14 protein-coding genes and 1 pseudogene are annotated in these 18,622 nt (G+C 58.9%); 7 read left to right on the top strand and 8 right to left on the bottom strand.

Features of this window, described 5'->3' with window-relative positions; translation table 11 throughout:
• Positions 1 to 12: 12 nt before the first annotated feature.
• Positions 13 to 849, bottom strand: a complete 837-nt coding sequence (locus ACMUVN_RS00075; protein ID WP_168276329.1) for an SDR family NAD(P)-dependent oxidoreductase — start codon at positions 847 to 849, stop codon at positions 13 to 15.
• Positions 850 to 1,100: 251 nt separating this feature from the next.
• Here ACMUVN_RS00075 and ACMUVN_RS00070 point away from each other — a divergent pair, with 251 nt between their 5' ends.
• The 4 genes from ACMUVN_RS00070 to ACMUVN_RS00055 all read left to right on the top strand — a co-directional run bounded on the left by ACMUVN_RS00070 (position 1,101) and on the right by ACMUVN_RS00055 (position 5,672).
• The gene (locus ACMUVN_RS00070) at positions 1,101 to 1,769 is read left to right on the top strand and encodes a VOC family protein (protein ID WP_414814736.1); all 669 of its coding nucleotides are present in this window, start codon (positions 1,101 to 1,103) and stop codon (positions 1,767 to 1,769) included.
• A 382-nt stretch (positions 1,770 to 2,151) separates the two neighbouring features.
• Complete coding sequence (locus tag ACMUVN_RS00065; protein ID WP_414814735.1) at positions 2,152 to 2,517, top strand: response regulator; 366 nt, start codon at positions 2,152 to 2,154, stop codon at positions 2,515 to 2,517.
• Positions 2,518 to 2,643: 126 nt separating this feature from the next.
• Positions 2,644 to 5,301: a PAS domain-containing protein gene (locus ACMUVN_RS00060; RefSeq protein ID WP_414814734.1), complete on the top strand. Its 2,658-nt coding sequence runs from the start codon at positions 2,644 to 2,646 to the stop codon at positions 5,299 to 5,301.
• Positions 5,298 to 5,672 (top strand): response regulator, encoded by a 375-nt coding sequence (locus tag ACMUVN_RS00055; RefSeq protein ID WP_168278198.1) that lies wholly within the window; start codon positions 5,298 to 5,300, stop codon positions 5,670 to 5,672. Before ACMUVN_RS00060 ends, ACMUVN_RS00055 begins: the two co-directional genes overlap by 4 nt.
• Here ACMUVN_RS00055 and ACMUVN_RS00050 read toward each other — a convergent pair.
• Positions 5,620 to 5,880, bottom strand: a pseudogene (locus ACMUVN_RS00050) (hypothetical protein); the annotation flags it as partial. The gene ACMUVN_RS00055 and the pseudogene ACMUVN_RS00050 sit on opposite strands and share 53 nt — an antisense overlap.
• Positions 5,881 to 6,190: 310 nt before the next feature.
• Between ACMUVN_RS00050 and ACMUVN_RS00045 the strand changes: the two are divergent.
• Positions 6,191 to 7,489: an epoxide hydrolase family protein gene (locus tag ACMUVN_RS00045; protein ID WP_131720414.1), complete on the top strand. Its 1,299-nt coding sequence runs from the start codon at positions 6,191 to 6,193 to the stop codon at positions 7,487 to 7,489.
• Between the two features lie 157 nt (positions 7,490 to 7,646).
• Here ACMUVN_RS00045 and ACMUVN_RS00040 read toward each other — a convergent pair whose 3' ends face one another.
• The 3 genes from ACMUVN_RS00040 to ACMUVN_RS00030 are packed head-to-tail and all read right to left on the bottom strand — an operon-like array spanning position 7,647 to position 13,097.
• Entirely contained in the window at positions 7,647 to 10,910 is a 3,264-nt protein-coding gene (locus ACMUVN_RS00040) for an error-prone DNA polymerase (protein WP_414814733.1), read from the bottom strand.
• Positions 10,907 to 12,418 (bottom strand): Y-family DNA polymerase, encoded by a 1,512-nt coding sequence (locus ACMUVN_RS00035; protein ID WP_414814732.1) that lies wholly within the window; start codon positions 12,416 to 12,418, stop codon positions 10,907 to 10,909. The genes ACMUVN_RS00040 and ACMUVN_RS00035 overlap by 4 nt, the downstream gene beginning before the upstream one ends.
• The gene (locus ACMUVN_RS00030; protein WP_414814731.1) at positions 12,339 to 13,097 is read right to left on the bottom strand and encodes an ImuA family protein; all 759 of its coding nucleotides are present in this window, start codon (positions 13,095 to 13,097) and stop codon (positions 12,339 to 12,341) included. The genes ACMUVN_RS00035 and ACMUVN_RS00030 overlap by 80 nt, the downstream gene beginning before the upstream one ends.
• Before the next feature lie 174 nt (positions 13,098 to 13,271).
• Here ACMUVN_RS00030 and ACMUVN_RS00025 point away from each other — a divergent pair, with 174 nt between their 5' ends.
• Together ACMUVN_RS00025 and dinB are read left to right on the top strand one after the other, a co-directional pair.
• On the top strand, positions 13,272 to 13,535 hold the full coding sequence (locus ACMUVN_RS00025; protein WP_414815003.1) for a hypothetical protein: 264 nt from the start codon (positions 13,272 to 13,274) through the stop codon (positions 13,533 to 13,535).
• 3 nt (positions 13,536 to 13,538) lie between these two features.
• Positions 13,539 to 14,630 (top strand): DNA polymerase IV, encoded by a 1,092-nt coding sequence (dinB, locus tag ACMUVN_RS00020; RefSeq protein WP_414814730.1) that lies wholly within the window; start codon positions 13,539 to 13,541, stop codon positions 14,628 to 14,630.
• A gap of 385 nt (positions 14,631 to 15,015) precedes the next feature.
• Here the strand turns inward: dinB and ACMUVN_RS00015 are convergent, their stop codons facing one another.
• From ACMUVN_RS00015 to ACMUVN_RS00005, 3 genes are all read right to left on the bottom strand, one after another.
• Entirely contained in the window at positions 15,016 to 15,675 is a 660-nt protein-coding gene (locus ACMUVN_RS00015; RefSeq protein WP_168278178.1) for a hypothetical protein, read from the bottom strand.
• Positions 15,676 to 15,843: 168 nt separating this feature from the next.
• The gene (locus ACMUVN_RS00010) at positions 15,844 to 16,596 is read right to left on the bottom strand and encodes a hypothetical protein (RefSeq protein WP_168278176.1); all 753 of its coding nucleotides are present in this window, start codon (positions 16,594 to 16,596) and stop codon (positions 15,844 to 15,846) included.
• Entirely contained in the window at positions 16,586 to 18,217 is a 1,632-nt protein-coding gene (locus ACMUVN_RS00005; RefSeq protein ID WP_414814729.1) for an RNA-directed DNA polymerase, read from the bottom strand. Before ACMUVN_RS00005 ends, ACMUVN_RS00010 begins: the two co-directional genes overlap by 11 nt.
• Positions 18,218 to 18,622 lie beyond the last annotated feature (405 nt).

Raw genomic sequence — 18,622 nt, 5'->3', positions numbered from 1 at the left:
TGCAACTTAAACTCAGGCATGGAACGCTCCGGGCGTGGCATCCTGGGGAATCGCTGCGGGGCAATATCGGGGCGCCGGAATGTTCCGCGACAAGTTCGGTATCAACTTCTGCCTCGCCGCCTCATATGCGTTCCAGTCATCGGCGTCCGGAACGGATGGAAGCGTCACCAGCTCACCCATATCCAGGCCCGCGAGAGCGGCGTCCACCGCGTCGTCGGCCTTCATGACGATACTGTCTGGCAGGTGCTCGAGTGACCCCCCGGCGGATTCCCAGAAGGGCGTCTCCACGGCCCCTGGAAGGACTGCTTGAACGCGAACGTTCTTTTCGGCGAGTTCCTTGTGCAGCGAGAACGTCAACGCGAGAACGAATGCTTTGGTGGCGCCGTAGACGCCGTTGAGAATTTCGGGGGCGAGAGCAAGCGCCGAGGCGACGTTGATGATAGTACCTTGCTCCCGCGCCACGAACGAAGGAGCGGCGGCGTAGACCAGGCGGGTCAACGCCGTGACGTTGATCCTGATCATGCGCTCCATGTCCTCAACATCAGACACAAGGAGTGGCTGTACCGCGCCAACGCCTGCGTTGTTGACGAGCATGTTGATCGATGGGTCGCTGCGAAGAAACCCCTCTATCTTGAGTAGGTCCTCCCTGGCGCCGAGATCGGCTCTCAGCGTCGTCGCGCGGCGCCCCGTCCCGCGAGTAACCTCTGCGGCCACGTTCGTAAGTCCATCCTGACTGCGCGCCACGAGCACGAGATCATAGCCTCGTCTGGCGAGCCTATCGGCATAGATCGCACCGATACCTGAAGATGCACCTGTAATCAGAGCTGTTCCTTTGGACGATTGCGTCATCTAGCGTCTCCGTGCTGAGCGTCCGCGGGCGTGCTGCCCATCCCGACTGTTGGCGTTTGTCGTCCTTAGGGATCGTTCGGATTCCGCCCGGAATCCATTGGACGAAGGTATCGGCGATACCTTGGAAGGGGTTTTCGTGAGCGATCGCAGATTGGAACCGACACCATCGGACAATGGACGCGACCGGTGCGCGAGATCATCGTAGCGCCGTCTGCTAGCAGTCCGCAGGGACACACAGAGGGAGAAGGTGAATGACCGTCCAGGAGCGCAGCACTCAGTCTGCCACCGCCGTGAACGACATCGACATGAAGCTTGAGGTCGTTGTGATACCGGTATCTGACGTTGATCGCGCGAAGTCATTCTACACACGCCTTGGCTGGAGACTTGACGCCGATGTTTCTGGCGCAGACGGCTTCAGGGTCGTCCAGGTAACGCCTCCAGGATCGTCCTGCTCGGTCATCTTCGGCAGGAACGTCACTGCGGCCGTCCCGGGATCAGCGCAAGGACTCCATCTCATCGTCTCGGACATCGAGATGGTCCATGCGGCACTCGCCGCTCGCGGCGCCGAAATGAGCGGGGTCTTCCATGACGCGGGTGGCGTGTTCCATCACAAAGGCACCGATGGGCGCGTCGCCGGCCCCCACCCCTCTCGCGCCAGCTATGGCTCGTTTGCCTCCTTCAGCGATCCTGACGGAAACGGATGGCTTTTACAGGAAGTGACCGCGAGACTTCCTGGCCGCATCGAAGCCACGGGTGCAGCCTTCAGCTCCGCCGCCGATCTTGCAAACGCGCTTCGTCGTGCCGCCGAAGCCCATGGCGAACATGAGAAACGCATGGGTGGGAAACACGACGATGAATGGCCGGACTGGTACGCCGAATATATGGTGAGCGAGCAGTTGGGCGGTCCTCTCCCGATTTGATTACCATTGTGCGTGGCGGCGCTGAATGAGGCCAAGCCGGGACGAGCGGCATCGCGGGCTCGCTCATTTTCCGCTGAAACCGACACCATTGCACAATAGTTGGATACCGCCAGGGTGATGCATAATGCGGTGACGACATCGTCCTCGCAAAAGCATGGTGCGACGGTCGGACGGCTACCGGCTACGACAAGCAAATTAGATGTTCCAGCTTATGAAGGGATATTGTGACGACGCAGAACCCGGACAATATCCATGCAGACAATCCTGCGCTGCCGCGGCATGCTTCAGCCCAGATCGCCGCCGCAGGCGGCGCAATATTTGGCTTTTCGTTAAGGGCCCAGAGAACGCAAGACAGCCACAGCGCGACGAAGGCGCATCGACAATGACGACCGAGCGCGCGCTGGTGTCTGTCGTTGATGATGAGTCGGTCAGAGAGTCTTTTCCCGACCTGATCCGGATATTCGGATACGACGTCCGTGCATTCTCCTCTGCCGACAAGTTCTTGGATTCCGAATGGGTATCAAGAACGAACTGCCTGATACGCGACGTCGCTATGCCTGGCATGTCCGGTCCCGAACTTGAGGAAGAGTTGATCCGTCGCGGTGACCGAATTCCAGTCGTCTTCATCACAGCCCACAAGGACGAGAACGATCGAATTCCCCTCATGCAGAACTGCGCGGTTGCCTGCCTGTTCAAGCCGTTTAGCGATGTCGCCCTGCAGGAAACGCTGGATCGGGTTTTCGCCTAGGAGACTGTGAGCTCGCGTGCAATCTCAGCATAGTCTGGCCCATCCGACACCATAGGACAATGTACGAGAGGTGGCGGAAACCATACAGTGCACGAAAAGGGTAGGTCAGCCCTTGAAAGGACATGCATGCAGACGGAACTCGGTCGGGTTCTCGACGCGCTGCCTGGGATGGTGTTCAGCGCTCTTCCGGACGGACGCATCGATTTTGTGAATAGGGACCTGGCCCATTTTTCCGGCGTCCCGATGGCCGAGACAAACGCGTGGGAATGGCCGGTGCACGGGGAACCTGCGGAGGCGTCGATGATCGTCGATAGGTTTCGATCGATGCTATCTCGGGACGAGCCATTCGAGATGGATATCCCAACCCTGCGGGCTGACGGCGAGCGCCGCCTTCTGAGGGTCCGGTGCAACCCCATGCTCAAAGACAGCAAGGTCCAGAAATGGTATGGTCTTGCCAACGAACGTGAGCTTGCAAGCACGGATAGTCGTACCGAGCACGAAACGGACTTTCAGCGCATCGTGGATAGCATTCCTGTTCCAGTCGCGGTCACCACACCGACTGGAGACGTTGAAGCATTGAACAATCCTGCTCTCGAATACTTCGGCATGACGCTGGAGGAATTGAAGAACTGGAAGGCGATCGAGGTCGTCCATCCCGAAGACCTGCAGCATACCATCGCCGATCAGCTCGAGGCCCACAGGACCGCGACCTTCTACAATGTCGAAAGCCGTCATCTCCGTTCGGACGGCGTCTATCGCTGGCACAATGTGCTTGGCTTGCCCTTCAAGGACCGGGACGGAAATATTCTACGTTGGTTTCATCTTCTCGTCGACATCGATGACCGCAAAAAGGCTGAATTGGCGCTTGCCATGCGCGAGCGCGAAGCGCAACTAGTATTGGAGAGCATCCCGGCCGGGATCGCCGTCCTGGCTCCAGATGGAAAGGTCGAGGCGATCAATGGACCGCTGTTGAGGTACTACGGACGCAAGCTCGAGGAGCTGCGCGATTGGGGCAACACGGATGTTGTGCATCCGGACGACATGCCCCGAATGATCGCAGCCGTGTCGGATGCTGTCGCATCCGGATCTCCGTATGATAGAGAGGTGCGTCTGCGGCGCGCCGACGGAACATATCGCTGGTTCCAGGTCACCGGACATCCCTTGAAGTCGGAGGATGGCAAGATCATCCGGTGGTACGCCCTTCACATGGACATCGACGATCGGAAGCAGGCAGAAGAAGCGCTGGCGGAACGTGAACGCGAATCGCGATTGGTCATCGACGGCATAGCGGGAATGATTGCGATCTTTTCTCCGGACGCCAAACTGATTGGCGGCAACCAGCAGATAATCGACTATTTCCAGCGCCCTATCGAGGAGCTCGACAACTGGGCGACGAATGGGATCACCCATCCCGACGATCTCCAGATCTGCATCGACAGTTTCATGGGAGCCATCGCGACCGGAGAACCCTATGACTACGAGACCCGCTTCCTCCGGCATGATGGAACATGGCGCTGGTTTCAGCTTCGCGGGTTGCCATTGCGAAACACGGACGGTCAGATCGTGCGTTGGTATGGCCTGCTGACGGATATAGACGATCGAAAACGTACCGAGGAAAATCTCCGCAGAAGCGAAGCTTTTCTGGCCGACGCCCAGCGGCTCAGCAAGACAGGAAGCTTCTCGCTCAAGCTTGGCACCGACGAGGTCACCTGGTCGGCGGAAACTTATCGCATCTTCGGTATCGATCCTTCCACGAGAGTGACGCTGCGCACGATTCTGTCGCGCCTAGATCACGACAGCTTTGCAAGGGTGCAGCGCGTCCTCGAACGCGCGCGCGAAGGAAGTGGTGACTTCGACTACGACATCACGCTGGTTATGCCCGACAAGTCGATGAAGCACGTTCGCGTCCTGGCTCACAGCGAGCGAAACAAGGACGGCGAGCAGGAACTGACTGGCGCAGTGCAGGACGTAACTGAAAGCCGGCGGGCAGAAGAGACACTCAACCAGGTTCGGTCCGAGCTCGCCTATGTCACGCGCGTTACAAGCCTTGGCGTGCTGACGGCGTCGATCGCCCACGAGGTCAATCAGCCTCTTGCCGGGATCGTCACCAATGCGAACACGTGTCTTCGCGTCCTGGCTACGGAACCGCCCAACATGGATGTCGCGAAAGACTCGGCTCGCCGTATGATCCGCGATGCCAACCGGGCCGCGGACGTGATCGTCAGGCTGCGGGCGCTGTTCAGCAGAAAACCTCCGATCATCGAGCCGATCGACATGAACGAGATCGCAAGCGAAGTGGTCGCCTTGGCATTGAGCGACCTCCAGCGGGCGCGCGTGTCAGTCGCGACAGAATTCGGTCATAACCTGCCACCCGTCGCAGGTGCCCGTGTCCAGCTCCAGCAGGTGATCATGAACCTGCTCCGAAACGCCATCGAGGCTCTGGCTGGGATCAACGACAGGCCGAAGCAAATCATAATCAAAACCCAAGCAGATCCGACAGGTGAGGTCCAGGTTTCAGTGAGTGACGACGGAGTCGGATTCGCCTCGCAGGAGATGGGACGGATCTTCGACGCTTTCTATACCACCAAACCCGATGGCATGGGCATCGGACTATCTGTCAGTCGATCCATAGTCGAAAACCACAATGGACGGCTGTGGGCGAAAGCGAACAATAGCCATGGCGCAACAGTTGCGTTTGCCATTCCGACATATGACGTTGCCGGAGAACCTTGCGACGTTGAAGTTCGAGACAGGCCCCACTCGCCCTCCGGGACAGTTCGATGAGAAAGCGATCAAAGTTCGTATCGGTGATCGATGACGACGAGTCTGTACGAGAAGCTCTCCCAGACCTGCTCCGATCGTTCGGTCTGTCGGTGGAAGCATTTCCATCCGCGGAGGCCTTCCTCGGATCGCAGGCACTGGAGACGAGTGACGGCATCATCCTGGACGTGGCAATGCCGGGCATGACCGGTCCCGAATTGCAGCGCGAGCTTAGACGTAGAAATCTACGCTTTCCGATCATTTTTGTGACCGCATTCGCTGACGAGATGGTGCGCGCGCGCCTGATAAGCGACGGAGCGGTGGGGTGCCTGTTCAAACCGTTCAGTGATGACGAGCTGCAGAACGCGCTCCGCCTCGCTTCCCTCGTGACCTGACGGTCCCCTCGCAGTCTCGGTCATGGAGAGTAGTGTCACACAATTCCGGCATTTTGGCGCAAGTGCCGGGCGTTTGCTCCATAATGCCGCACCGACGAAGGCGCATCTCGAAATCCGCGGAACCACCCCTGGCGACCGCATCGTGCCAACTATCGCGGACCCACTCGATGTCATCTGGATGAATTGTCGCCGTCCAGCCGCGTTCCCGAAGCTCTTTTGCCTGTTGCTCAGACTAACCCAGGCAGGATGTCGAAAGGTTTCCAGAGGTCTGCTTCCATACCTCACTTTCCCACAGTCAAGGCGCGGTCATTTTTTGAGTACTCGAAGCAATCTCGTCATCCGAGATGTTGTACCTTCGTAAAGGTCTCAGGTGCTTTGTTACATTGCGAGGCTTGCAGAGGCGCAACGAAGAACATCGTACATACTAAAGTGTCGGCGATACCATGGTGCAATAGTCCCCACGCCTGTTCAGTGTGACCTTCCTCCTATCAACCCTAGCAAACACGCAGGAGGATGCCATGCCCCGTATACAGCCCGAAGTCACACGTCGAACAGTTCTCGCCGTCGCCGCAGCCGCAGGCGCGATGGGTATGCTCCCAGGAACACTCGCCGCTTCGACCACAACCCCCGACATCACACCGTTCAAGTTTTCGGCCACCGACGAGCAGCTTAAGGATCTTCGACGTCGTGTTGCAGCGACCCGCTGGCCGGACCGCGAGACGGTGACGGATGATACGCAGGGTGTGCGGCTTGATACGATCCAGAAAGTCGCCAAGCACTGGAAGGGCCATGACTGGCGCATGGTCGAGACCCGGCTCAATTCCTTCCCGCAGTTCATGACCGAGATCGACGGTCTCGACATTCATTTCATCCATGTGCGCTCCAAGCACGAGAAGGCGCTGCCCATCATCATCACCCATGGCTGGCCGGGCTCGATCATCGAGCAGATGAAGATCATCAAGCCACTCACCGATCCGACCGCCTTCGGCGGCACGGAAGCTGATGCCTTCCACGTCGTCATCCCCTCGCTGCCGGGCTATGGCTTCTCGGGCAAGCCAAAGCAGCCCGGCTGGAATCCGCCACGCATCGCCAAGGCCTGGGCCGTGCTGATGCAGCGTCTTGGTTACACGAAATACGTGGCCCAGGGCGGCGACTGGGGCAATGCCGTTTCCGAACTGATGGCGGTGCAGGAGCCTCCGGGCTTGCTCGGCATCCACACCAATATGGCAGCGACCGTGCCCGCTGATGTCGCCAAGGCGCTTTCGGCCGGCAGCCCGGCCACTGCAGATCTTTCGGCCGATGAAAAGCGCGCCTACGAGCAGCTCGACGATTTCTACAAGAACGGCCTCGGCTATGCGATCGAGATGAACAACCGGCCGCAGACGCTTTACGGCATCGTCGACTCGCCCATCGGCCTCGCCTCTTGGATGCTCGACCATGACATCCGCAGCTATCGGATGATTGCCCGTTCCTTCGACGGCGAGAAGGAGGGCCTCACGCCTGACGATATCCTCGACAATGTCACGCTCTACTGGCTGACGAACACGGCGATCTCCTCGGCACGGCTCTACTGGGACAATGCGCATTTCCCCTCGGGCGGTTTCTTCGATCCGCGCGGCATCAAGATCCCGGTGGCCGTCAGCGCCTTCCCGGATGAGATTTACCAGGCGCCGCAGAGCTGGGCGGAAAAGGCCTATCCGAAGCTCATCCACTACAACAGGCCGGAAAAGGGCGGGCATTTCGCCGCCTGGGAACAGCCGGAGCTGTTTACGGCTGAGCTTCGCGACTCGTTCAGGCCGCTGCGCAACCAAATCTAAGAACCTGGATTAGAAGTTTGAGTTGGGCTCAAAGATTGAGGAGTCTCGAAGCCAAGCATGTCAGTGCCCGCAGTGGGTGCGAGCGCCGCCAGCTACCCCGTTATTGAAAGTTGCAGGAGCAGGAAACCACAGATCGAGGAAGTAGCTTTTTGAGCGCCTAGTGGAAATTCCTTGCCTTCACCTTGAGCGTGTCAATGTGGAGATCCCTGACGAAGATATCGCGCGGCCGCGGGACTGGCTTCGGCCCGTCTCGTGAATCCGGGCTTCCAGGGGATCCATGCGCGAACTCGTCACCCCTGCCCGTCGGCAGCTTGAAGTCGATGTCGCGGTCGGCCAGTCCGGAGAGATCGCCGGACAGGTCGAAGACCTGCTGGGCGACGAGATGGACGACATCGCCTTCCCGCTGGATCCTGCCGTTGATCGCCATCATTGACGATCCCAGCACAACCCGCCGCCGTTTCTCGAACAGGCTCGGCCAGACGACGATGTTTGCAGGCCCGGTCTCGTCCTCGATGGTCACGAACATGACCCCCTTTGCCGACCCAGGCATCTGCCTCACCAGGACAAGTCCCGCCGCCATCAGCCAGCGGCCGTCCCGCGCGTTCATCGCGTCCGCGCAGGTCACGATGTTCCGCTTCTGCAGATCCTTGCGCAGGAACGCGACGGGATGTTCCCGGAGTGTCAGCCCGGTGTGGCTGTAGTCGGCGACCACGTTATGGCCCGCAGTCATCTGCCTGAGCACTACCTCAGGCTCCTGCTGTTCGGCGATTGTCTTCATCTCTCGTTCGGCAGCCGCCGCAAACAGAGGTAGCGGTTCGTCACGGAGCGCCTTGATGGCCCAGAGGGCGTCACGTCGCTCGAGCTTCAGCGATGGGCGGAAAGCATCCGCGTCCGCGAGCTGCACGAGCGCTTCGGCGAGGACACCGGAACGCCGCCACATGTCGTCCACGCTATCGAAGCCGGCCTGCGTCCGCGCGGCGATGATGCGAGCGGCATCGACGGTGGCCAGGCCCTTCACCATTCGCATCCCGAGACGGACAGCATGGTCGCCGGTGTCGCCGATAGGTTCAAGCGTGCAGTCCCACCGGGAGCGATTGATGCAGACGGGTCGAACCTCGACACCGTGATTTCGGGCATCGCCCACGATCTGTGCCGGAGCGTAGAATCCCATGGGCTGCGAATTCAGGAGCGACGCACAGAACGCGTCCGGATAATGGCACTTCACGAAGCTGGAGGCGTAGGCGATGAGAGCGAACGAGGCCGCATGGCTTTCGGGGAAACCATAGGATCCGAATCCCTCGAGCTGTGAGAAGGTCTTCTCTGCGAACTCTGCGGTGTAGCCATTCTTGACCATCCCGGATACCAGCTTGTCCTTGAACCTCGATACGCCGCCCGTGAACTTGAAGGTTGCCATGCTCTTCCGGAGCTGGTCGGCCTCCCCGCCCGTGAACCCGGCGCAGACCATAGCCACGCGCATCGCGCTTTCTTGGAAGAGTGGCACTCCGAGGGTCTTCCCGAGAACGGCCTCCAGTTCCGGTGTCGGGTATTCGATCTTTTCCTTGCCTTCACGGCGGCGAAGATAGGGGTGGACCATATCGCCTTGGATCGGCCCCGGCCTGACAATCGCGACCTGAACCACGAGATCGTAAAAGGTCTGCGGTCGAAGCCTCGGGAGCATCGACATCTGCGCGCGGGATTCAATCTGGAAAGTGCCGAGCGTGTCCGCGCGCCTGATCATCGCGTAGGTCTTCGAGTCTTCCTGCTCGATCTTCGCGAGATCGAGGTCGACCTCCTTGTGTTCCCGGATCAGGTCGAAAGCCTTCGACATGCAGGTGAGCATGCCCAGCGCCAGCACGTCGACCTTCATGAATTTCAACGCCTCCACGTCATCCTTATCCCACTCGATGATCTGGCGATCCTTCATCGAGGCGGGTTCTATCGGCACAAGGTCGTCCAGCCTGTCATGCGTCAACACAAAGCCGCCTGGATGCTGGCCCAGATGTCTAGGCGCGCCCATAAGCTGCTGCGCCAACCGCAAGGTGAGTGCAAGACGGCGATCATTGGGGTTCAGGCCAAGGTCGCGGATGTTTTGGTCAGGAACCTCCTCCGACCATGACCACATGCCAGATGACAGCGCCTTGATCACGTCCTCCGGCAGGCCCAGCGCCTTGCCGACATCGCGGATGGCTCCCTTGGCCCGATATCTGGTGACCGTCGCACAGAGAGCGGCTTTTTCGCGCGTATAGGTCTGGTAGATCCACTGAATGACCTCCTCGCGGCGTTCATGCTCGAAGTCGACGTCGATATCCGGCGGCTCGTCTCGTTCCTGCGAAACGAAGCGCTCGAACAGAAGATCGTTTGTCGAGGGATCAATGCTCGTGATACCGAGGATGTAGCACACGGCCGAATTCGCGGCCGATCCGCGGCCCTGACAGAGAATACCCTGGCTGCGCGCGTATTTGACGATGCTGAAGACCGTCAAAAAATACGGGGCATACTTCATCATCTGGATGAGGTCGAGCTCGTGCCGGACGGTCTTCAGCACCTCCGGCGGCAGGCCTTCCGGATAGCGGTCGGGCACGCATTCCCACAGATAGTGCTCAAGGGATTCCTGCGCGGTCTTTCCGGGGACGATGGCTTCTTCCGGATACTGGTAGGTCAGCTCTTCGAGGCTGAACTTGCAGCGTTCGACGATCTCCATCGTGCGTCTCAGCGCTTCCGGGTAGCGCGGGAAAAGGCGCTCCATCTCCTCAGGAGGCTTGAGAAACCGATCGGCATGTCGCTCGCGCTCGAAACCAACCTCGTCGATCGTCGTGTTGTGCCGGATGCAGGTCACGACGTCTTGTAGCTGCCGCCTGCCCGGCTCGTGGAATAACACGTCGTTCGTGACGACCGTCTTCACCCTGAACTTCGTCGCCATATTCGACAGGTCATGTAGCCGCAACTGATCGTTCGGGCGCCGTCGGAGACAGAGCAAGAGATACGCCCGGTCGCCGAATATCTCCGCCATCTTCCTGAGCTGGACCGCGCATCTCTCGTCGGGCAGATCCGGTACAAGGATGCCAATCATGCCGTCGGAATACGCAACGACATCATCCAGGTGCAGGATGCAGTTGTTCTTGCCGCCTCGGGACTTACCCAGCGTGATGAGGCGTGTCAGCCGGGAGTAAGCGGCGCGGTCGGTGGGGTAGACGAGGATCGACATCCCGTCCTGCAAATCGAGGCGACAGCCGACGACAAGCCGGATCCCGGTCGACCGCGAGGCTTCCAGCGCCCGAACAATCCCTGCAAGCGAATTTCTGTCGACGACGCCGACGGCATCGATCCCCAGCATCTTGGCGGTCTCGAACAGCTCCTGCGCCGAACTCGCACCCCGCAGGAACGAAAAATGTGTCGTGACCTGCAGCTCCGCGTATCTCATGCGAAGACCCCGTGCACGAACCATTTATGGCTGCCTGTTTCCGTATCCACGCCATCGCCGGACCGGAAGATCCAGAGCCGCTCACCGCCCTCGTCCTCGATCACGAAATAGTCGCGGACCGCCGCCATCTCCGAGTTGCGTTCCCACCATTCCCCGAAAATCCGCTCTGGCCCATCGGCGTTCTTCACCTTCCGGCGCTTGCCCCGCCACATAATCCAGACGGGCGGATGGTCTGGCAGCAGCGCCATCACATCAACCTGCTCTGGCCGCGCCAGCAGGCGGACGGGCCGACGCCAGTGATTAACCCAGGCAGTCTCTATCGGATCGGATGCGGCACCGATCCTCTGGACCGAACGCTCGGGAACGTCGGAAGCAACGGGGGCTACGCGATAGACGCGTTGGCCACGGTTGCCGTAGATGTCGATTAGCGGCGTGAGGTCCACGACCTCGTCTTCGACAAGCGACGACGACTTCTGCGCTTCCTCCAGCGGCTCCGCCATGACCGCCACTAGCGTCATCTTCTCGATACCGAAGCCGGGTTCGATCTTCTCGGTTCTGTCTTTGAATAGCTTCGTCAGCCAGGCGACATCGCGCGCGGGTTTGGCGGTCCCGGCGCGGATGGCTTGCCGGGTGCCGTCGACCGTCTCGACAATAAGGTCGGCGCGACGGACGCCGAGACCCCTTCTCTGTAGCTCATCGACAAGCTGGACAACCAGCCGGGCGACATACTTGTTGATGGTCTCCGCGGCGCCGATGGGTTCAGCGAACGCCCTGCTGACTTCGACAAGCTCGGCTGTTCGGATGGGATCGATAGGCTCCGGTGTGCGGCCGAACATTTGGTCGAGGCGGCGGCCGATTTCCGGTCCGAAGCGGAGCGTCAGCGGGGCACGTGGCGTATTGGCGAGTTCGCCGATGGTCTTGAAGCCGAGTGTCCGCAGGTCGCCGACGATCTTCTCAGGGAGCCGTAGAAGAGAGATCGGCAGCTTCTCGACCGCCCGAACGGTCTCGCCCCTCGGAACGATGACGGTCTCGCGACTGATCGCTCTGGCGCATGCGTTTGCGGTACCCCAAGTGTCGGCGATGGCGACCCGTGTTGCCAGGCCCTTGGCGCGGAAGCGGTTGGCGATGCTCGTCAACATCCGCTCCTCGCCGCCCTGCAGATGGTCGGCGCCCTCCGTGTCTATGACGATGCCGTCCGGCGCGTCGACGGCGACGATCGGGGAATACTGGCTCAGCGCCCACATGGTGATGCGCTCGAGCGCCGCGGCATCGGCGGCGAGATCGGCGTCGATCATCAAGAGTCCCTGGAAAAGCGCCTGCGCCTTGGCGGCCGGCATGCCCACATGGACGCCGGCCTTCCTGGCTGCAGGATCGGCGGCCGACACCCAGCGTTTGGAGCCGCTCTTCGAAATGACGGCGATCGCCTGGTCAACGGGAATAGCGGGATCGGCCCGCCTGATCCTGTCGGTCGGCAGGTCGGGAAAAAATATCGATACGACCCTTGGCATCGCAGGCTCCTACTTCGAACTCGGCACACTCACCCGCTTTCACCCTCATCAGTTCCAAAAACCACCTCGCCCGCCCGACGCCTGGAACCGGCAGCTCCTCGCTTGGAATGACGCTCACCCTCCAGCGCGTGGTCGCGGCCGTCGGCTGCCCGAAGTCGCTGGCCTCGGTCTGCCGTCGCCACCGCCGCACTGCGAGCGCCATCGTGCCGGTCTTCTCGGCGGCAAGCTGCAGCCGGCGCGACGCCGCCATCGGCAGGCGGACAATCTCGCCTATCACCGCGCCGAGCCCGCCGTACGAGAGGCCCTCCTCCATATTGGCAAGGACGTCCTCCTCCTTGTCGGACTCGACGAAGACGACCCGGTTCGGATGCAGACCCGCCTGCGCCAGGGCCGGGAAGAACAGGTCGGGACGTGTCAGGCACCAGACGACCTTGCCTTGAGTGCGAGCGGCTATCCCGGCCACGAACAGGGCGGCGGCCGCACCATCGACGGTGCCCGCCCCGCCGCCAGCACACTCGTGCAGCGCCCCATAGGCCAACCCACCGCCCGGAAGCCGCTCGTCGATCTGTGCCACGCCGAAAGGCAAAACGCCTCGCTTGCGCTGACTGGCGCTTTCCAGGTGCGCAATCTGTTCGCGCAGGCCGTCGAGGACGGCGTTTGTGGCGACGGCTGAGTTCATGATCTCCCTTTGGCGGCAACCCGTTTTCAGCTTGAGAAACAGCAATATGTTCTGTATTTGTTCCTATGGCGCAAATGAGTCAATGCGCATGTGACCCGCTGAAGTTGAGCACGAGTGCAAGGCAAATAAATCGCCAGCGGATTCAATCGGATGACGAGGAAGGAATATTTTCGGATGCGCCGAACGCGGCTTGTGGACGATGCGATCCCTAGACTGAAAGATCACAAGGTCCCGGTGGTCGAACTCCTCTGCCGTGTGTGCAACCGCCATAGTGCGCTTGAGCGGAAAACGTTGGTGAAAGCGTTTGGCGCAAGCGTCACCTTCGCGGAAATCCGCCGGCGCATGGCCATGGGCTGCGAGCGGATGCAGGCGACCAAGGGTGACAAGTGTGGAGCACACTTCCCATGTTTGAGTGACGGTCTCGCTGATGGAAGCTAGATAATGACAGGCGAAGACAACCGCGAACGGCCGCGCAAGATCGTGCATGTCGACATGGACGCCTTCTACGCATCGGTCGAGCAGCGCGACAATCCGGAGCTGCGAGGTGTGCCGGTTGCTGTCGGCAGTCCTGCCGCCCGCGGGGTCGTGGCGGCCGCCAGCTACGAGGCACGCAAATTCGGCGTCCATTCCGCCATGCCTTCGGTGACCGCCCAGCGGAAATGCCCGGACCTCATCTTCGTCAAGCCGCGCTTTGATGTTTACAAAGCCGTGTCGTTGCAGATCCGGGCGATCTTCGCCGAATACACGCCGATGATCGAGCCGTTGTCACTCGACGAGGCCTATCTCGACGTCACTGAAAATCTCAAAGGAATGGAGATCGCGACGGAGATCGCCGCGGAAATCCGCGCGAGGATCAAGGCGGCGACGGGGCTCAACGCGTCAGCGGGTATCTCGTACAATAAGTTCCTGGCCAAGATGGCCAGCGACCTCAACAAGCCGAACGGCCAGGCCGTCATCACCCCGAAGAACGGCCCCGCCTTCGTCGAACAGCTTCCCGTCAAGAAATTCCATGGCGTGGGACCGGCAACGGCCGAGAAGATGCATCGGCTCGGGATCGAAACGGGCGCGGACCTGAAGGAGAAAACGCTCGACTTCCTCGTCGAACATTTCGGGAAGTCAGGACCATATTTCCATGGGATTGCTCGCGGCATCGACAATCGCCAGGTTAAGCCTGACCGTGTGCGGAAATCCATCGGAGCGGAAGACACGTTTTCGCAGGACATCCATTCCCATGAACCTGCGCGCGCAGGGCTTCAGCAGCTAATCGAGAAAGTCTGGAGCTACTGCGAGGCCAATGAGATCGGCGCCAAGACGGTGACCCTCAAGGTCAAATATGCCGACTTCAGCCAGATCACCCGCAGCAAGACCGTTCCCGCACCTCTGCCGGCGATCGCCGAACTTGAAGACGTGGTCGATATGCTTCTCGCGCCAATCTTCCCGCCGCGAAAAGGCATACGCCTGCTTGGCGTGTCGCTGTCTTCGCTGGAACGGCGAAGGTCCGAAACGACGCCGCAGTTGCGGCTCGCGCTTTAGACGCCGAGCAATGGTTGGAAGTGATCCCCACGGGACAGTGTGAGGAACGAACACTCCAGCTTTATGGAAGCCATCGAACCAAAGTTCCCCATCGCCTGGTAAGGCACATAACTTCACGGTACTGCGGGCATAGACAGTGGCATCGAACGTGTCGGGCTTCTGCTGCGCTATGACTGCAGACCGCACGTTCCTCGGATCGACCTCGAACGGCAGTAAAGGAGCCGACGGCGGTCTTGACCGCTTTGCGCCTTCCAAACGGACGCTGCTGGCTGCGTTGTGATCGTTCCAAAACAGACGCCGACGCCTAAAGTTGATGTTCAGCGGTAACCATGATTGCTCCTAACGAGCGAACACTCGCGCCTTATAGGGAGTGCCGGGTCACGGCTCATAGATCCCCTGATTCCATCGCGTAGTTGCTTAATCGAGCAAGGTTAGCATTGAACCGATCAATGCGCTCACAAAGTTCAGCAGCCGCGTTTCGCTGCCACTCGATAGACTTTCTTCCGGCATGCAGCAGCCCAGAGATATCTTTGCGGATCGAGGATTTGCCGAAAGACCCGAAGACCGTCTCGTGCAGGATGTCCACGAACTCGCGGTTCCGTTCGTCATCGCTCATGCTACCGAGCGCTGCATCCAATCCCTTAAGCAACTCCTCGACATCACTCGTCGTCGCTTCAAACTTCCGCCGAAGCTCCGATTCGGTGTCGGCAGATAGACCTTCGCGCGCGATGGCCTCTAGCGAGCTGACCATGCCGCCTCGGATGAACGAAAGCTGTTGTGCGTCATTGGCGCGCTGATGATTAGCCCGCACCCGGAGATGCGCACCAACAAGGCGCTTTAAGAGCTCGTCCTGCTCATTCGAGCGGCGGCTCATGTCCACTTCCCATCGCTGCCTTTCCAATTCCTCGATCGGCGGATGAGTAACGGCATAGATTTTGGTGAGGAGGCTTGCGCCAGGAATGATCTCAACGGCTCCTTCGGCCACGCCACGCGCTAGAGCGCGTTTCGGATGTGGGCTCGGTGGTTCGATCGGACCTTCAGTCATGCACCTCTCCAATACGTGATGTGAAATATTGTCGTATGCAACGTAGCCGTGCTTTGCACATTTGCTTTCTGGCACGGTCGGTGAAGACTAGCGCCGTTTCACCTGTGGGAAACCTGGGTCATTTTCGACGTTTTACTCTTCCAGAGCTTGTAAATCCACGACGCAAGTTCAACGTCGATCTGCATCTTGACCCACGACAGAGCGGAGCAACTCGGACAATTCCACCCTATTTAGATTTGCAGATGCGGTTTTGAGCAGAAAATCGAAATTCACTTTGAGCCAGCAGTTACGGCGGGGGTTAAGGAGAATAACCTCAGACCAGACGGTTTCGTTCGTTTCAACAGATGCGGCGTACTTTAGTAGCCAGTACATAAGGACCTGCCGAAAATCGCCTGATACGAAATTACGATTAGTATGTTTGACCTCAATCAGATGAACGCCAAGCGCGAAGTCGCCGTTGCCCGGCGCGATCCAACCCAAACCTGGAATCCGAGGCGCGATTTCGATGCTCGAATTCCGATCATGTCTCTCAAGTTCATGAAGCATGCTGACGAGATTGGCAGATGCTCGTTCTGCCACTGCCATATCGAGTGTAGAGAGGCTTGCAGGGATTTTGGCATCAAAATGCCGCCGTTGCCTGGCAACAGCCAGCGCGAGGCACTCCTCCCAGGAAGGGGCACCATCTTCTCGCAGGATCAACTCAGCGCGTACCGAAGCCAATTCAAAAAGCATCGCTTTTTGAAGCTGACTCTGCTCGATCATGGCTTCAGGCACGGGGGAAATTCCCTCGATCCTACGTAAACCTTTATTGAGCGACTGAACCATTCCACCGCTCAGTCGCGGGAACAGGATGTCCAATACACCCGGAATATCGCGTGCGACTGTTCTCGGATCGCGAAGTGGTAAGCGACTACTGGACATTTCGCATCCACTCAAGGTAGCGCGACGCAAAAGAGGAACTGGCGCCATTTTCAAACCCAAGCCGCCATGCTTGATTGAGGGACTTTTTCAATTGCTGTCGTGCATGCTCTCCTTCGTCGCCGAACTTCTTGGAAATTAGCCAAAAGGTCCTTTGCTCGTCGGCTCCCAAATTCTGCCAGTCGTTTCTGAGCGTCATAAAATTAGCGCGATCTTCCCAGTGGCCCCAGCATTCGATGCATGCCCGTTTGACGGACTGTGATTTTCGAGTGTCGTATGCTTGGCGAACAAAACTCGCCCGACGGGGGGTTTTTTTGAACCGGATGGCTCGGAGATAATGCAGAAGGTTGGCTTCTGGAATGAGAAGGTGGGGGGCGACCATCGGCACGTTATCGAGCAAGCTGTCGATTTGACTAAAGACTGCCGCAAACTCCTCATTTGCGCGAACTGAAAACACGCCTCTCATGATCTTTGACCAAGATGCACGGAAGGAGTTGAGGTTCCGGGCGTCTAAAAGCGTCGCGCAAAGCTGCGCAGCAACTTGCGGCTCCTGGAATTTCAGTGCCCGCCCAATCTGGGCGAGGACAAAGCTGTCGGGCTGTGACTTCTCCTTCTCAAGGTCGAGTAGAAATTGGATGTCGATGTTGGCAAACGACTCCTTGAGCGTTTCGTATTCCGTTTGCGCGGTATCCGAATAAGGATCAAAATGGAGGTCAAGCTCGCGGAGGGTTGTGCTGGCTTCTTCGCCCTCACCAAGCTGTGCTTGGACATAATCAACGTAGTGCGTTGCGCTGAGAAACGTTGTCTTGCTGCGGTTCAACGTCAAGCCATAGTCGGCAAGGGCGTGAGAAAGGACTGAAAGAGCACCATATGCGTCCTGTTGTGAAGCGCATATCAACGTAAAGTCATCCACGTACCGGTGCCATACGATACCTTTCTCCGTGAGAATTTGATCAATGGGCGTCATCATAACTTCGGCCAGAACTCTCGCGCCTTGTCCTCCGACCGGTAACCCAAAAGATCGACCGGCAGTCAATTGGTTGAGTATCCTATCCACCTGGGCTGCAACGGTAGAGTTCGACCGACTGAGATCTTTAATGAGGTTTTCCAGGCGGTGGTGATAAATATGTTCGTAAAAACTTGATACGTCGGTTTGAACGACGATCGCACCCTCCCGCTGCAATTCAGGTTCCTGGAGGGTGCTTTCGCTGTAAGCCCTCCAGGAACGCGAGGGGTCGAAGTAAGCGGATTTTGAGGCGTCCAGCCGGTAAGAGTGAACTCGATGGCTCCTCTGGGGCTCGTTGGTCTCGGCGATGGCTAGGCCAATGCCGTTTAAATACAGGTTCCAGAATGGGTGTAGCTTGGTCGTGATGCGAAACCCGTGGGACCCTGATGGCACGAGTAGCCGTTCGGACCCCACTGTGAGTTCATTGATGAAATTCTTGGCGTCTTTGAAAGATTTGTTATCGAGAAGTGTGAACAGCTCGAAACATATTTGAGCGAGTCCCTCGGCCTGGTCCCGCACGAACGAGGAATCCATGTCGTAAGGAAGCGTATCGTTGTCACCACTTTTGCCTATCTCCAATGCTGCTCGGACAAAATGCTCTCGCGTCACTTCCATCATATATCTTTCGTCGCGTTTTAATGAGCGCAGTGTAGGATAGATCCGACTTCTATTTCAATGTATAGTTGCGACAATACCGATGCGTTAGCTGGTTATCAGCAGCCTTGCGGTTGATTTGCGGATTGAGGGCTGTGACGACTTATCGAGTCGCCTAAATGATCAACGTTCGCGTTCGGATCGTTGCCGCGCTTGTCCTCGCGTCGGTCCGTCAGATTTAACGGGCGCAAGCCCGCTGGTTCTCGGCATCGTGTCGGCTAGACCACCATCGGGTGCCCAAAGCAGTTAGTCCGCTTCCGTGAAGAGTTTCGGGCGCCGCCAGGCGTACGAAAGTCCCCGAGGAAGGAACCCGCGGACCACAGTCGGAGGCTATGGAGATTTTGATCTACGGCTGATATCTGCGGTGTG

Origin of the sequence: Rhizobium sp. IY2 (genome assembly GCF_047532935.1) — a bacterium.
GTDB classification, from domain to species: Bacteria; Pseudomonadota; Alphaproteobacteria; order Rhizobiales; family Rhizobiaceae; genus Rhizobium; species Rhizobium anhuiense.
Note: the sequence above shows the minus strand (reverse complement) of the source record. Positions and strands in the feature narration are given on the sequence as shown.

What these genes read in the sequence shown, in the direction of transcription:
- ACMUVN_RS00075 (WP_168276329.1), bottom strand. Translation starts at nt 849, where the DNA reads ATGACGCAATCGTCCAAAGGAACAGCTCTGATTACAGGTGCATCTTCA.
- ACMUVN_RS00070 (WP_414814736.1), top strand. Translation starts at nt 1,101, where the DNA reads ATGACCGTCCAGGAGCGCAGCACTCAGTCTGCCACCGCCGTGAACGAC.
- ACMUVN_RS00065 (WP_414814735.1), top strand. Translation starts at nt 2,152, where the DNA reads ATGACGACCGAGCGCGCGCTGGTGTCTGTCGTTGATGATGAGTCGGTC.
- ACMUVN_RS00060 (WP_414814734.1), top strand. Translation starts at nt 2,644, where the DNA reads ATGCAGACGGAACTCGGTCGGGTTCTCGACGCGCTGCCTGGGATGGTG.
- ACMUVN_RS00055 (WP_168278198.1), top strand. Translation starts at nt 5,298, where the DNA reads ATGAGAAAGCGATCAAAGTTCGTATCGGTGATCGATGACGACGAGTCT.
- ACMUVN_RS00045 (WP_131720414.1), top strand. Translation starts at nt 6,191, where the DNA reads ATGCCCCGTATACAGCCCGAAGTCACACGTCGAACAGTTCTCGCCGTC.
- ACMUVN_RS00040 (WP_414814733.1), bottom strand. Translation starts at nt 10,910, where the DNA reads ATGAGATACGCGGAGCTGCAGGTCACGACACATTTTTCGTTCCTGCGG.
- ACMUVN_RS00035 (WP_414814732.1), bottom strand. Translation starts at nt 12,418, where the DNA reads ATGCCAAGGGTCGTATCGATATTTTTTCCCGACCTGCCGACCGACAGG.
- ACMUVN_RS00030 (WP_414814731.1), bottom strand. Translation starts at nt 13,097, where the DNA reads ATGAACTCAGCCGTCGCCACAAACGCCGTCCTCGACGGCCTGCGCGAA.
- ACMUVN_RS00025 (WP_414815003.1), top strand. Translation starts at nt 13,272, where the DNA reads ATGCGCCGAACGCGGCTTGTGGACGATGCGATCCCTAGACTGAAAGAT.
- dinB (WP_414814730.1), top strand. Translation starts at nt 13,539, where the DNA reads ATGACAGGCGAAGACAACCGCGAACGGCCGCGCAAGATCGTGCATGTC.
- ACMUVN_RS00015 (WP_168278178.1), bottom strand. Translation starts at nt 15,675, where the DNA reads ATGACTGAAGGTCCGATCGAACCACCGAGCCCACATCCGAAACGCGCT.
- ACMUVN_RS00010 (WP_168278176.1), bottom strand. Translation starts at nt 16,596, where the DNA reads ATGTCCAGTAGTCGCTTACCACTTCGCGATCCGAGAACAGTCGCACGC.
- ACMUVN_RS00005 (WP_414814729.1), bottom strand. Translation starts at nt 18,217, where the DNA reads ATGATGGAAGTGACGCGAGAGCATTTTGTCCGAGCAGCATTGGAGATA.